Consider the following 14,221-nt stretch of genomic DNA (forward strand, 5'->3'; position numbering starts at 1 on the left):
GGCCAGAGAGCCTGCCGCAGGTATGTGAACCGTCACAACGAGCGCCGTCGTGCCCCCCGGGGCTGCCGTAGTCCGTCGGGCCGGAGACTCAGCCGTCGCCGGCGGGGGTCTGCGGGACCGGCCGGCCGGTCAGCTGCTCGGAGAGGGATGCGAACGCGTCCTTGACGACGTTTGCGTACAGGTGCGCCCCCTCGATGCCGGGGTGCACGCGGTCCGCCTGCAACAGCTCGGGGCGCTCCGCGGCCGCCTCGTTCCAGTCCGCGACGTGGACGTTCGGATAGTCGGCGGCGATCTCCTCGAGCGTGGCGTTCGTCTCGGGGACCCAGTGGCTCGAGCCGTAGACGTTCAGCATGACGACCATCCGGTCGGGGCCGAGCGCGTCGAGGACCTCGCGGACCACGTCCGGGTCCTCGACACCGGCATTGGTCCCGAAGTGGAGCAGGACGGCGCGCCGCACGGTGCCCTCCGCGAGCATCGCCCGCACCACCTCCGGCGCCTCGCTCCACCGCCGGTTGGACCGGGCGTCGATCATGATGCCCGGCAGGTGGTACTCCAGACCGTCGGCGCTGGTCACCACCAGCGAGTCGCCGAACGCGGTGATCTCGTCGCCCGCGGGCATCGAGAAGTCCGCGTTCCCGTCCGGCGCCACGGGCTCCCGCCCGGCCTCGGCGGGAGCCTGGGCGCCGTCGTCCATCCGCGCCTCGGCGTCCTCGATCTGGGCCTGCGTGCTCGTCCGTTCCGGGGCGACGGCGATCGCGACGCCGCTGAGCACCACCAGCAGCGCGGTGGTCCCGGCCGCGACCCGTGCGACGGCACGCCGGGACGGAACGGCTGCGCCGAGCGCCCGGCGGAACCGCGCCAGTGACTCGGCGAACCCGTGGGTCCGTACCGGCGTCTCGAGCCAGCGGTAGGACGCCGCGGCGAGGGCAAGCGTGGCGATCACGGCGACTCCGCGCAGCACCCAGTGCTGCGCGGAGTCGTGCGCGGTCGGCACCAGGAGGGTCAGCAGCACCACGACGGGCCAGTGCCACAGGTAGATCCCGTACGAGCGCTGCCCCACCCACTCCAGCGGCGGCAGCCGGAGCAGCGCCTGGAACGGTCCGGCCCGGCCGAGCAGCGCGGCGATGAGGACTCCGGTCAGCAGCGCGGCCAGCAGGATCCCGCCCCGGAACGTGACCGCCATGGTCTCCCGCAGGGTGAGCATGAGCCCGACGAGGCCGGCGAGCGCGACGAGCGCCGCCGGGCCGCGCCAGCGCCGCCAGGTGGCCGTGGTGAGGAAGCTCTGGGGCTGGGACCACCAGAAGGCGAGTGCGACGCCGACGAGCAGGGAGAACGCGTGGGTGTCGGTGCCGTAGTACACGCGGGTGGCGTCCTCGCCGGGGGTGACGAGCACGGCCATGGCGACGGCGGACGCCGCGGCGCCGGCGATCGCCACCCGGGCACGGGTGAGCGCGCTCGACGTGGCCGCCACGAGCAGGACCAGCAGGACCGGCCACAGCAGGTAGAACTGCTCCTCGACCGCGAGGGACCAGAAGTGCGCGAAGACCTGGGGCGCCGTGGTGTCGAAGTAGCTCGACCCGGCGCCGATCTCCAGCCAGTTCGTGGAGAAGGTCAGCGCGCCCACGGTCTGCCGGGCGATGCCGACGAGCAGGTCGGGGTTGACGGCCCAGGCCACCGGGACCGTGACGACGACGACCGCGAGCACCGCGGGCAGCAGCCTGCGCGCACGACGCAGCCAGAAGCGACCGAGGTTGATGCGTCCGGTGGCGAGCTCGCGCAGCAGCAGCGTGGTGATGAGAAAGCCCGAGACGACGAAGAACACGTCGACGCCGAGGAACCCACCGGGCAGCGTCTCGGCCCGGAGGTGGAAGACGAGGACCGCCGTCACGGCGAGGGCACGGAGCCCGTCGAGCCCTTCGATCCGGCGGTTCCGCGGCTGCGGGCGCTTCGCCGGCCTGCGGGGGGTGGTGCGCGGCGGCTGCCGGACCGGACGGGTGGCAGCACGAGGACGGGTGCGTGGCTCGTGCACCTGCGTCACCATGCGGGCCTCCGTTGCGACCGGTCAGTCACGAGGCTAGGCAGTCAGCACGGATTTTCCGCGCAGGCACGCGGGTCAGCGGGACGAAGACGTCAGAGCTTGGTCACCGGCGAGTAGCGCAGCAGCAGACGCTTGACCCCGCCACCGCCGAAATCGATCTTCGCGACGGCGGACGAGCCGGCACCCTCGAGCCCCACCACGGTGCCGAGACCGTAGGAGTCGTGGGTGACCCTGTCCCCGATGTCCAGCCCGATGCCCTCGGGCTTCGTCGCACCGGTCTTCGCGGCGGCGCCGACGGCTGCCCGCGTCCGGTCCGCCGCCGAGTCGGTCCGTTCCCCGAGCCGGCCGGTGCGGGCGGGTGGTCTGCCCGCGCCGATGACCCGGCCGCCGTCCCGATCGCCCCACGAGGTGGCGCTGCCGCGGCGGTAGCCGCCGGCCCCGCGCGGCCCGGGACGGCGCAGCGTCTCCATGGACGACTCCCGGCGGCGCCACTCCACGAGGTCCGCCGGGATGTCCTCGAGGAACCGGGACGCCGGCAGCTCGTGCGGCATCCCGAACGCGGTGCGGACGGCCGCGCGGGAGACGTACAGCCGCTGCCGCGCACGGGTCAGCGCCACGTAGGCCAGGCGTCGTTCCTCGGAGAGCTCGTCCTCCTCGGTGAGGGACCGCTGGTGCGGGAACGTGCCGTCCTCCATGCCGGTGACGAACACCACCGGGAACTCCAGCCCCTTGGCCGTGTGCACCGTCATGAGCGTGACCTGACCGGCGTCGGTGTCGGGGATCTGGTCGGTGTCGGCCACCAGCGAGACCCGTTCCAGGAAGTCCCCGAGCCCACCCTCCGGGTCGGTGTCGCGGAACTCCGCCGCCACGGCGTGCAGCTCGGCGAGGTTCTCGACGCGGGTCGCGTCCTGCGGGTCGTCGGAGGCACGCAGCTCGGCGAGGTAGCCGGACCGGTCGAGGGCGGCGTCGAGGATCTCGGCGGGCGTGGCACCGGCCGACTCCATGTCCCGCAGCTCGGTCAGGAGCGCGTGGAACGCCGTCACCTGCGTGCGGGCGCGGGTGGCCAGCCCGATGACCTCCGGGACGGCGTCCCGCTCCTCCCCCTCGGCGGCGGCGTGCGCGATCGCCTGCCCGAAGGAGACGCGGTGCTTCTCCGCGTGCTCGGCGAGGACCGCCTCGGCCCGGTCACCCAGGCCGCGCTTGGGCACGTTGAGGATGCGACGGATGTTGACCGCGTCGTCGGGGTTGGCGACCGACCGCAGGTAGGCGATGGCGTCCTTGATCTCCCGGCGCTCGTAGAAGCGCGTGCCGCCGACCACCTTGTAGGGGATGCCCGCCCGCACCAGCACCTCCTCCATGGACCGGGACTGGGCGTTGGTGCGGTAGAAGACGGCCACATCGCCGGGTCGCACGCCGCGCTCGTCGCCGAGCCGGTCGATCTCCTCGGCGATGAACCGCGCCTCCTCGTGCTCCGAGTCGGCGACGTAGCCCACGATCCGGGGTCCGTCGCCCGCGTCGGTCCACAGGTTCTTCGCCTTGCGGCCGGCGTTGCGAGAGATGACGGCGTTGGCGGCGTCGAGGATCGTCTGGGTGGAGCGATAGTTCTGCTCCAGCAGGATCGTCGTCGCCTCCGGGTAGTCCTCCTCGAACTCGAGGATGTTCCGGATGGTCGCGCCGCGGAACGCGTAGATCGACTGGTCGGCGTCACCGACGACCGTGAGCTGGGCGGGCGGGAGGTCGGGGCCGGTGTTGCCGTCGGCGTCTCCGCCCCCGCCGCTCGTCCCTCGCTTGCGGTCGTCGACACCGGCCAGCTCGCGCACCAGGACGTACTGCGCGTGGTTCGTGTCCTGGTACTCGTCCACCAGCACGTGGCGGAAGCGGCGGCGGTAGTGCTCGGCGACCGCCGGGAACGCCTGGAGCAGGTGCACCGTGGTCATGATGAGGTCGTCGAAGTCCAGCGCGTGCGCCTGCCGGAGGCGCTCCTGGTACATGCGGTAGGCGTCAGCGAGATGCGCGTCGAAGGAGTTCGTGCCCGACACCTGGCCCGCGAAGTCCTCCGGATCCACCAGCTCGTTCTTCAGGTCCGAGACCTTCCGCGCGAACACCTTCGGCGGGTAGCGCTTCGGGTCCAGGTCCAGCTGCCGGCACACCAGGGTCATCAGCCGCTGGGAGTCGGCCGCGTCGTAGATGGAGAACGACGAGCGCAGGCCGAGCGCGTCGTGCTCGCGGCGCAGGATCCGCACGCACGCGGAGTGGAACGTCGAGACCCACATGCGCTGCGCGGACGGGCCGACCAGGTCGGTGACCCGTTCCCGCATCTCCGCCGCGGCCTTGTTCGTGAAGGTGATCGCCAGGATCTCGCCGGGCCGCGCCTGACCCGTGGCCAGCAGGTACGCGATCCGGTGGGTGAGCACCCTGGTCTTGCCGGACCCGGCCCCGGCCACGATGAGCAACGGACCGCTGGTGTGCTCCACGGCCGCACGCTGCTGCGGGTTGAGGCCCTCCAGCAGCGCCTCCGGGTCGATGCCGTACCGGGCGGCCGGCTCCTGCGCCTCCGCGGGCTCCGCGTCGGTCGCGGCCGCGCCGCCGGCGCGACGACGGGCCCGGGCGACCGGGTCGTCGACCGGCTTGTCCTCGTCGCGGGGCGGGACGACGGCGGGCAACGGTTGCTGCACGTCGGCGCCCCCGGCGCCCGGCAGCGGCAGGTTGTCGAAGAGCGAGAGCATCGTCCTTCCATGCTAGGCGCCACCACCGACGTCGATGCCCCGCCACCGGCCCACGCCGAGCACCAGAGGACCGAGGCACCAAGCTCTCCCGAGACCGCCACCGGATCCGGTGACAAATTCGGGAGAACCTGGTGCCGACGGCGTCACCAGGTCCGGAAGGTGCGGACGGTGACGGCAACGGTGACGTCCACCGGCTCCGGCAGGTCTGCGAGCGCGGCGTCGAGCGTCTCCGGCGCCACGTGGTGCGCGCTCGGGCCCATGGCCACCTCGTCACGGACGTCCGCACGGGTCATCGGCGCGCGGTACTCGACCCGGTCCTCCCGCTCGAGCTCGAGGTCGGTCAGCTGCGCGGCGAGCCGGCGCTCCTTGTCCGGGTCCACCCGCACCAGGCCGAGGGCGTCGACGAGCTCACGGAGGTGGTCGGGCGTCGGCGTCACCATGACGAACCGGCCCGCCGGGGCGAGGATGCGGCGGATCTCCGGCACGTTGCGCGGCCCGAACACCGAGAGCACGGCGTCGGCCGCGCCGTCCCGGACCGGCAGCGGCCGCCACACGTCCGCACCGACCGCCGCCACGCGCTCGTGCGCCCGGGCGGCACGCCGCAACGCCGGCGTCGAGGCGTCGAGGTCGAGGCCCACGAGCCCTGGCCGGTCCCGCACGACGGCGCTGAGGTAGTACCCGGTCCCGCCCGCGAGGTCGACGCACAGGCCGGTCACGTCCCCCACCGCCTCGCGCACCGCTCGTGCCAGCGGCGCGTAGTGGCCCCGCCGCAGGAAGGCCTCGCGCGCGCCCACCATGGCGGCGTCGTCGCCGGCGAAGACCCGGCGGCCGGCGAGCAGGGTGACGTAACCCTGGCGTGCGACGTCGAACCGGTGACCTGCCGGGCAGGCGAGGGCGCCGCCGTCGAGCCCGAGACCCGCGCGGCAGACCGGGCAGGCGAGTCGGTCGACGACCAGACCGAGCGCGTGGTTCCGCCCGGCCACCGCCGGCCCGTCCTGGCTCACGTCAGCAGCAGGCCGACGACCCAGGCGCCGGTGGCGAGCATCGCCCCGGCAAGCTCGATGAGGATCGTCAGGCCGGTGGCCTTGAGGGCGCTGACGGTCGCCCGCCACGCCGCGTCCCGCACCCGCAGTCGTTGCAGCTCGGACAGGAAGACCCCGAGGACGAACCCCAGCGGGAGGCCCACGACCGGCACGACGAAGAACCCGACGACGCCGAGCACCCCGCCGACCAGCAGCGTGCGGTTGGGCACGCCGGCCGCCTGCAGGTACTTCCCCGCGTAGAGGTACTTCGCCACTGCGGCGACGAGCACCGAGACGACGGCGACCACGGTGACGACCCAGCCGACCGTCCCGCCGGTCACGATCCCCCAGGTCGCGACGGCGAGCATGACGATGAGGCTGCCGGGATAGATCTGCACGACGGCGCCGACCAGCCCCACGAGGACGGCGACGCCGACGAGGACCTCAGCGAGGGGCGACACCGCTCATCCCCACAGGACCGCGACGGCGATGTTGAGGACGGTGAGCCCGGCAACGGCGCCCAGGAAGCCCCGGCTCACCTTCTCCGGGTTGTGCGAGCCGTAGATGCTCAGCCCGAGGATCGTCAGGCCGACGAGAAGCTTGACGGTCACCCAGGCGTAGCTGAGCTCCCAGCCCGACATCTCGGCCACGCCGACCATGAGGATCCCGGCGACGACGGCCGTGCCTGCCCCGTGCGTCACGCCCTTCGGGAGGCGGGGCTCACGCATGTTGGTGACGGCGGCGCCGAGAACGATCGCCCAGCCGACCATGTGCAGGACGAGCAGGATGCCCATGAGGATGCTCATGGCTCCACTCTAGGGACGCGGAGCCGGTGCCCCGGACAGGCCGCCGGCGGCACGGGGCGTCACAGCAGCCGCCGGTCGGCGGCCCAGCGGGTGAGCTCGTGCCGCGAGGAGAGCTGGAGCTTGCGCAGCACCGCCGAGACGTGGGTCTCGACCGTCTTGATCGAGATGAACAGCTCGGAGGCGACCTCCTTGTACGTGTAGCCGCGGGCGATGAGCCGCATGACCTCCCGCTCCCGTGCGGTGAGCCGGTCCAGCTCGTCGTCGTGCACGGCGATGTCCCCCGCGCCGGTGCCGAACGCGTCCAGGACGAACCCGGCGAGCCGGGGCGAGAAGGCCGCGTCCCCGGCCGCCACCCGCCGCACGGCGCCGGCCAGCTCGGGCGCGCTGATCGCCTTGGTGACGTAACCGCGGGCCCCGGCGCGGATCACCGCAACGACGTCCTCGCTCGCGTCGGAGACGGACAGGGCCAGGAAGCGGGTGCCCGGCAGCTCGGGCGCGCACGCGGCCACCACCTCGGCGCCACCGGCCCCGCGGCCTCCCGGCAGGTGGACGTCGAGGAGCACCACGTCCGGGCGCAGCGCGCGTACGGCCGCGATGGCGCCCTCGACGTCCTCGGCCTCACCGACGACCTCCAGGTCCGCCGCGTGCCGCGCGAGCTCGGCGCGCACGCCGCTGCGGACGAGGGCGTGGTCGTCGACGATGAGCACCCGGATCGTCTGCCCGGGGGTGGGCACGGACGGTGTCTCGGTCATGACTGCCCCTTTCGTGGCATGACGAGGTGGACCTCGGTGCCGGAGTCGGTCGAGCGTACGGTGGCCCGGCCGCCGTGCCGCTCCATGCGGTCGATGATCGACCGTCGTACGCCGTGCCGGTCCTCGGGCACGGCGTCGAGCTCGAAGCCGTCGCCGCGGTCACGGACGAAGACCTCCGTCCCGTCGGGCGTCACCTCGACGTACAGGCTCACCGGCGCGCGCCCGTGCACGACCGCGTTGGTGAGCGCCTCGCGGGTCGCGGCGGAGAGGGTCTCCGTGCCGGGGTCGGGCACGGCGTCGCCGGCGGTCACTACGTCGATCGGCACCCCGCGGACGTCCTCGACCTCGGCGGCCACCCGCCGGACGACCTCCGCCGTCGAGCTCCCCGGCTCCGGGCGGTCGGTGTACAGCCACTGGCGCAGCTCCCGCTCCTGCGCGCGGGCCAGGCGACCGACGTCGTCGTCACCGGACCGGGCACGGATCAGCGCCAGCGTCTGCAGCACGGAGTCGTGGAGATGGGCGGCGATGTCGGCCCGCTCGGACTCCCGCGCGCGGGCCTCCCGCTCGGAGCCCAGCTCACGCACCAGCCGCAGCAGCAGCGGCGCCAGCACGACGGCGACCCCCGCGACCACCGCCATGCCCGCCAGCGTCGCCTCGACCATCTCGACGAAGGACCGCCCGGGCGCGACGACGAGCAGCGCGCCGATGACGGCCAGCAGCACCCCGGCCACCACCCGGACCATGACCGTGCCCCGGGTGGACTGACCGCGGGCGGCCGCGGCGAGCTGTCCCCAGGCGAGCGCAGCTCCGGCGGCGACGAGCAGGGCGGGCAGCAGCCACGAGCCGCCGTCGACGACACGCCAGACCAGCAGCTGGACCGCGATGAGGAGCAGCACGACGGCGAGCACCACGTCGCGGGTGACGGAGCCCGTGCGGTTGTCACGCAGGCGTGGGGCGAGCCTGCCGAGCGCGGTCGGGCGGCCCGCCTCCGAGGGGTCGCCCACCGGCACGGTGACCCACAGCCACAGGTACATCAGGAGCCCGACCACGAGGAGGGCCGAGACCGCGAAGCCGGCGCGCACCCACCGCACGGGCAGCCCCAGATGGGCCGCGACGCCCGCGCACACGCCGGCGATGCGCCTGCCCCGGCGGGGGCGGCGCAGCGGGAGGCGGCCCGTGACGGGCGCGGCGGAGGCGGTCACGGGTGTCATCGTCACACGTCCGGTGTCCCGGATCGGCGTCCCAGGGCCGAAACCGGGGTCTGCGCGCGCACCTTTCAGGGTCGGACCAGGGTGCTCCCCCATGGTGGGAGAGGTCCGCGGGGGAGTTTCCTGGTGGCATGAGCACGAGCAGCGGTCGCGACGAGCGGCCCGAGACACCGCCGCCCGGCACGCCCGGCGGCCAGCACAGCACGACCTCGGCCCCACCGGCGGCGTCGTTCTTCGACTCGCTCCGCCGGACCGGCCTCCGGCGCACCGAGCCACGCTGGTTCGGCGGCGTCGCCGGAGGGCTGGCCCGCCGGCTCGACATCGACCCGCTGCTGGTGCGCGGCGTCCTCGTCGTCATGACGTTCTTCGGCGGCCTCGGCGTGCTGCTGTACGGCCTCGGCTGGGCGCTGCTGCCCGAGGAGCGGGACGGCCGGATCCACCTCCAGGAGGCCCTGCGCGGCAACGTCGACGGCGCCCTCGCGGGTGCCGCGGTCTTCCTCATCATCGGGCTCGCCCGGCCCATCTTCTGGTGGGACGAGGACGGCTACTGGATCGAGTGGTTCCTCCCGACCCTCGTCGTCACCGCGCTGGCGGCCCTGCTGCTGGCGGTCCTCATCCGTCGGCGGGACCGCCGGGACGCGGCCGGGCCCCAGCCGGCCGAACCGCACGCCACGCCGGCCGCCGGCGCGGGCGCCTCGGAGAGCCGCGCGGCCGGCCAGGACGGGCCCGTCGCGACGGCGGTTCCCGGGAGTGGCGGCGGGCCGACGCCCGCGCAGGCACCCGAGGGGGCCGGCGAGACCGCTTACGGGCGGGTGGCATACAGCGCCGCCCCCTCCCCCACCGCGCCGCCTCCGCCCCCGCGGAAGCCGGTGGTACCGGGCCCCGGGCGGGCGACGGTCGCCGTCGTGCTGGCGGCGTGCCTCCTGCTGGCGGCCGCCCTGGTGGTGTGGGACCGGATCGCCCCCGTCACCGGTGGCCCGGAGGGACTCTGGCTCGCCGGTCTCCTGGTCACCGGCGCGATGCTCGTCGCGCTCGGTGCCGGCGTCGCGGTCAGCGGTCTGCGCGGTCGACGCGGCCGCGGGCTGGCCGTGCTCGGCGTGCTGCTCGCCCTCGCCGTGGCCCCGTGGACCGTCACGGCCACCGTGGCCCCGGCAGAGGTGACCGCCGACTGGCGGGGAACCTCCGGGGCGGCGTTCGGGGCGCAGCGTTTCGAGCCGGTCACGGCCGGCAACGCCCGGGACGGATTCTCTCTGGCCGGAGGTGACCTGGTCGTCGACCTGACCGAGCTCGACCGCGCCGGACAGCCGGGCGGAGGGCCCGTCTCGGTGCCGGTCAACGTCGGTGCCGGCAGCGCCCGGCTGGTCGTCCCCGACGGCGCAGCCGTCCTCGTCGACGTCGAGCTGGGCGGTGGGCAGGTCGTCGGTGACACCGGCGGCGGATGGTCCGGCCCCGCCCAGAGGGCCGGCGCGCCGGACGACGGGAGCCTGCCGAGGCTGTTCGAACAGGGCGGCTCGGTCCAGGGCACCTACCTCTCGCCCGAGGCGCAGGACGGCCGGCCCGAGCTGGTCGTCGACCTCAAGGTCGGGTTCGGGACGATTTCCATCCAGGAGGAGCAGTGAGCGAGAACCCCACGGGCGCGCAACGCCCCGGCGACGAGCGCCGCGAGCCGGTCACGCCCGGTGAGCCGCACGACGAGCAGCCCAGTGAGCAGCCCAGCGACCGGCACACCGAGCCGCACGGTACGGCCGGGCCCGGCGAGGAGCCGCCGACCGCACCCCTCGCCACGGGCGCGACCACTCCGCTGCCCACCACCGAAGGCCCGACCACCCCGCTCGCCGCGGGCGCGACCACGCCGATGCCACCGGCCGAGCCGGCTCCGGCCACCACGGACGCAGCACGGGGGCCGCGGGTGGGGCACGACGGCACGGCGCAGGGCGAGGGCGCGGCCTCGGCAGCCCCGGTCTGGTCGGCCGCCACCGTCGCCGACCAGGAGGAGCCCCGCCGAACGCGGACCGGCACCGTCGTCCTCGGCATCGTGCTCGTCCTGATCGGCGTGGGCGCCATCGTCACGGCGATCGGCTACCGACTCGACCTGCAGCTGGCGATCGCGGTGCTGCTCGTCGTCGCGGCCGTCGGCCTGCTCGTCACGCCGCTGCTGCAGCGTGGCGATCGGGCACGGTAGCGCGCCGTCACTCCGTCAGCGGGACCCTCGCGCCGGCCAGGGACCTCAGCCCGCCGCCGATCAGGAGCAGCAGGACCCCGAGCCCGGCCACCAGCGCGCAGACACCGTAGGCCAGCACCGACGTGAACAGGGACGCGCGAAGGAACGAGGCGTTCATGACGGTGGTGCGCTGCTGCTGCAGCTCCTCGGCGAGCGCGGTGTCCCCGGCCTCCTCGGCCGCCGCCACGTCCGCGCCCAGCTCGGCGTAGGTGCGACCGTCGGTCGCGGCGAGCGCGTGCTCGTTGATGACCTGCGCCTGGGCGAAGGCCGAGAACGGGCCGTTCACGTCGTCGCCGGCGAGGAATGACGCGTCCTCGGCGACGGTGATCCTCTGCTCGCTCAGGTTGGTGGTGACGAGGAACCAGGTCGCGACGCCGGCGACGATGAAGATGACACCGGCGAGGACGGACAGGCCCCCGGCGAATCGTGCGGTGCTGCTCTGCATAGGACGTCTCCCCTCCAGGACCGCCGGCGCTCGGTACCGGGCGGTGCACGGCACCAGCCTGGCACCACCCCTGCTGTCTGTCCCGAGATCCCGGCGCCAGGTCAGCCCTGGCGGGCAGCGGCGTACAGGCCGGCCGCGGCGGCGATCACGTCGGACCAGTCCGCCCGCGGCGGGACGGCCCGGTTGTGCTCGAGGATCCCGGCCAGCAGGCCGTCCTCGGTGGCCAGGCGGACGAGCGCATCCGCGAGCTCGACGTCGGCCGCGGTGTCGCCGAGCCCGTCGGCGCGGTCCGGCGTGAGCAGCCCGTCGACGCCGTCCGTGACGAACTGGCTGATCCCGGTCCCGCGTCCGGCCACCACGGCGAGGCCGGCCGCGCGGGCCTCGAGCGCCGCGATGCCGAAGGCCTCGAGCCGCGCCGGTGCGAGGAAGACGTGCTCGCGGGCGTACCGCCCGGCGAGCTCGGTGCGCGGCAGCCGGCCGGCGACCGTGACGACCTCCTCGAGCCCCCGGCGCGCCACCTCGGCCCGGGCCACGCGCTCCAGCGGCCCGGACCCGATGAGCTCGAGGTGCACGCGCGGACGGCCCGCGCCGTCGCGGTCGAGGCGCTCGTGGACCCGCGAGATCACCTGCACGAGCGGCAGGACGCGCTTGCGGGGCGCCAGTCGCTGCGTGGCCACGACGCGCAACGGTCCGTCCGGCGGGAGGGACGCCCGTACGGACTGCGTGACCCAGCTCGCGACGTCGAGCCCGTTGGGGACCACGGCGACGTCGTCGGCCGCGAGGACATCGGCGACACGGCGCGCGGCGACGCCGGAGACGGCGCTCGGCGCGAGGTCGGCACGATCCCAGCCGGCCAGCCGTGCGCCGGCGCGGTACAGCGGGGCGACGCCGTCGAGCATGCAGTGCCAGGTGATCGCCAGCGGCAGCTGCAGGCGCCTGGCCGCCCGGGCTCCGGCGTACGCGAACGGCGAGACCACGCCGGCGTGCACGTGCACGACGTCCGGTCCCAACTCCCGCAGCACCGGCGGGAGCAGCACGTCCTCGAGCGGGTGGAACGGCAGCCCGAGCGTCACGGCGGATGCGAAGCGGTGGACGGTGACGCCGTCGCCGGTGGTGGTCACGGCGCGGCGGCCGCCACCGGGCAGCGCCGGGTCCGCCGTCGCGGTGAGGACGTGGACGTCGTAGCCGGCACGCGCCTGGGCGGCGGCGAGATCGTGGACCTGGCTCTCGATCCCGCCGACCCGGGGCGGGAAGCAGTCCGAGACGTGCACCACGCGGCCGGCACGCGCCTGCCCGGCCGGCGGTGTCGCCGGCCCGGCGGTACTGCCGTCCGTCACTCCCACTCGATGGTGCCCGGCGGCTTCGACGTGACGTCGAGGACCACCCGGTTCACCTCGGGCACGGCGTTGGTGATCCGGTTGGAGATGGTGGCGAGCACGTCGTACGGGAGACGTGACCAGTCCGCGGTCATCGCGTCCTCGGAGCTGACCGGCCGCAGCACCACGGGATGGCCGTAGGTACGACCGTCGCCCTGCACGCCCACCGAGCGGACGTCGGCGAGGAGCACCACCGGGCACTGCCAGATGTCGCGGTCGAGCCCGGCCTTCGTGAGTTCCTCGCGGGCGATCGCGTCGGCGGCGCGCAGCACCTCGAGGCGCTCGCGGGTGACCTCGCCGATGATGCGGATCCCCAGGCCCGGCCCGGGGAAGGGCTGACGCCACACGATCCCCTCGGGAACCCCGAGCTCGAGCCCGACGGCCCGGACCTCGTCCTTGAACAGCGTCCGCAGCGGCTCGATAAGCTCGAAATGCAGGTCCTCCGGCAGCCCGCCCACGTTGTGGTGGCTCTTGATGTTGGCCGCGCCCTCGCCGCCGCCGGACTCCACCACGTCGGGGTAGAGGGTGCCCTGGACGAGGAACTTCACGGCACCTCCGACGGTGGTGCCCTCCGCGTCGGCCTCGGCGACGACCTCGCGGGCCGCCTGCTCGAAGGTCCGGATGAACTCGCGGCCGATGATCTTCCGCTTGGCCTCCGGGTCGGTCACCCCCTGCAGGGCCGCGAGGAACGTCTCGGAGGCGTCCACCACCTTGAGGTTGACGCCGGTCGCGGCCACGAAGTCCTGCTCGACCTGCTCGGCCTCGCCGGCCCGCAGCAGCCCGTGATCGACGAAGACGCAGGTCAGCTGGTCACCGATGGCCTTCTGCACCAGGGCGGCGGCGACCGAGGAGTCGACCCCGCCGGAGAGTGCGCAGATGACGCGGTCCTGCCCGACGACCTCGCGGATCGCCTCGACCTGCTCGGCGATGACGTTCCCGGGGGTCCAGTCGGGCCGGAGACCGGCACCGTCGTAGAGGAACCGCTCGAGGGCTTCCTGGCCGAGCACCGAGTGCTTGACCTCGGGGTGCCACTGCATCCCGTAGAGGCGACGACGGCGGTCCTCGAACGCCGCCACCGGCGAGCCGTCCGAGGTGGCGAGCACGGTGAAGCCGTCCGGGGCCGCGTGCACCGAGTCGCCGTGGGACATCCACACGGTCTGCTTCACGGGCGAGCCGCCGAGCAGCGCACCGTCCGAGGCACCCGGCGCGACGTCGACGATCGTGCCGCCGTACTCGCGGGTGCCCGTCCGGGCCACCGTGCCTCCGAGTGCCTGCGCCATGGACTGGAAGCCGTAGCAGATGCCGAGGACGGGCACCCCGGCGTCGAAGAGGGCCGGGTCGGTGCTCGGCGCCCCGTCCTCGTACACCGAGGAGGGCCCGCCCGAGAGGATGATGGCCGCCGGGTCCTTGGCCAGCATCTGCTCGACCGGCATCGAGTGGGGCACGATCTCGGAGTACACGCTCGCCTCGCGGACGCGGCGGGCGATGAGCTGGGCGTACTGCGCGCCGTAGTCGACCACGAGGACGGGCCGGGGCGTGTGCGGCGACGGCTCGGCCTCGGCGGCGACGACGGTCTCGATCGGGCTCTCGACGTCGCCCTCGGCGGGCGCCTGGGCAGCGCGGTCGG

General features: G+C 74.2%; 12 protein-coding genes. 2 read left to right on the plus strand and 10 right to left on the minus strand.

The genetic code is table 11. The annotated features are described in order from the left end of the window. Positions 1-88: 88 nt before the first annotated feature. From ACFQQL_RS15335 to ACFQQL_RS15365, 7 genes are all read right to left on the minus strand, one after another. Positions 89-2,041 carry an acyltransferase family protein gene (locus tag ACFQQL_RS15335; protein WP_382395934.1) on the minus strand — a complete coding sequence of 651 codons (1,953 nt, stop codon included), beginning with the start codon at positions 2,039-2,041 and terminating at the stop codon, positions 89-91. Between the two features lie 89 nt (positions 2,042-2,130). Next, on the minus strand, positions 2,131-4,764 hold the full coding sequence (pcrA, locus tag ACFQQL_RS15340) for a DNA helicase PcrA (RefSeq protein WP_382395936.1): 2,634 nt from the start codon (positions 4,762-4,764) through the stop codon (positions 2,131-2,133). Between the two features lie 143 nt (positions 4,765-4,907). Beyond that, positions 4,908-5,768 (minus strand): putative RNA methyltransferase, encoded by an 861-nt coding sequence (locus ACFQQL_RS15345; protein ID WP_382395938.1) that lies wholly within the window; start codon positions 5,766-5,768, stop codon positions 4,908-4,910. After that, entirely contained in the window at positions 5,765-6,247 is a 483-nt protein-coding gene (locus tag ACFQQL_RS15350) for a DUF456 domain-containing protein (protein ID WP_382395940.1), read from the minus strand. Before ACFQQL_RS15350 ends, ACFQQL_RS15345 begins: the two co-directional genes overlap by 4 nt. A 3-nt stretch (positions 6,248-6,250) precedes the next feature. Beyond that, the gene (locus tag ACFQQL_RS15355) at positions 6,251-6,592 is read right to left on the minus strand and encodes a hypothetical protein (protein ID WP_382395942.1); all 342 of its coding nucleotides are present in this window, start codon (positions 6,590-6,592) and stop codon (positions 6,251-6,253) included. A 59-nt stretch (positions 6,593-6,651) separates the two neighbouring features. Then, positions 6,652-7,344: a LuxR C-terminal-related transcriptional regulator gene (locus ACFQQL_RS15360; protein WP_382395944.1), complete on the minus strand. Its 693-nt coding sequence runs from the start codon at positions 7,342-7,344 to the stop codon at positions 6,652-6,654. After that, positions 7,341-8,555, minus strand: a complete 1,215-nt coding sequence (locus ACFQQL_RS15365; RefSeq protein WP_382395946.1) for an ATP-binding protein — start codon at positions 8,553-8,555, stop codon at positions 7,341-7,343. The genes ACFQQL_RS15360 and ACFQQL_RS15365 overlap by 4 nt, the downstream gene beginning before the upstream one ends. A gap of 128 nt (positions 8,556-8,683) precedes the next feature. Here ACFQQL_RS15365 and ACFQQL_RS15370 point away from each other — a divergent pair, with 128 nt between their 5' ends. Together ACFQQL_RS15370 and ACFQQL_RS15375 are read left to right on the plus strand one after the other, a co-directional pair. Next, positions 8,684-10,171, plus strand: a complete 1,488-nt coding sequence (locus tag ACFQQL_RS15370; protein ID WP_382395948.1) for a PspC domain-containing protein — start codon at positions 8,684-8,686, stop codon at positions 10,169-10,171. Further along, positions 10,168-10,734, plus strand: a complete 567-nt coding sequence (locus ACFQQL_RS15375; RefSeq protein ID WP_382395950.1) for a hypothetical protein — start codon at positions 10,168-10,170, stop codon at positions 10,732-10,734. Before ACFQQL_RS15370 ends, ACFQQL_RS15375 begins: the two co-directional genes overlap by 4 nt. A 7-nt stretch (positions 10,735-10,741) precedes the next feature. Here the strand turns inward: ACFQQL_RS15375 and ACFQQL_RS15380 are convergent, their stop codons facing one another. The 3 genes from ACFQQL_RS15380 to guaA form a co-directional block, all read right to left on the minus strand. Then, positions 10,742-11,218, minus strand: a complete 477-nt coding sequence (locus tag ACFQQL_RS15380; RefSeq protein WP_382395952.1) for an aromatic ring-opening dioxygenase LigA — start codon at positions 11,216-11,218, stop codon at positions 10,742-10,744. 101 nt (positions 11,219-11,319) lie between these two features. Continuing rightward, entirely contained in the window at positions 11,320-12,555 is a 1,236-nt protein-coding gene (locus ACFQQL_RS15385; RefSeq protein WP_382395954.1) for a glycosyltransferase family 4 protein, read from the minus strand. Further along, positions 12,552-14,174, minus strand: a complete 1,623-nt coding sequence (guaA, locus tag ACFQQL_RS15390; RefSeq protein WP_382396155.1) for a glutamine-hydrolyzing GMP synthase — start codon at positions 14,172-14,174, stop codon at positions 12,552-12,554. The genes ACFQQL_RS15385 and guaA overlap by 4 nt, the downstream gene beginning before the upstream one ends. Between the last annotated feature and the right edge of the window lie 47 nt (positions 14,175-14,221).

Origin of the sequence: Georgenia alba (assembly GCF_042665525.1) — a bacterium.
Classification (GTDB): Bacteria; Actinomycetota; Actinomycetes; order Actinomycetales; family Actinomycetaceae; genus Allobogoriella; species Allobogoriella alba.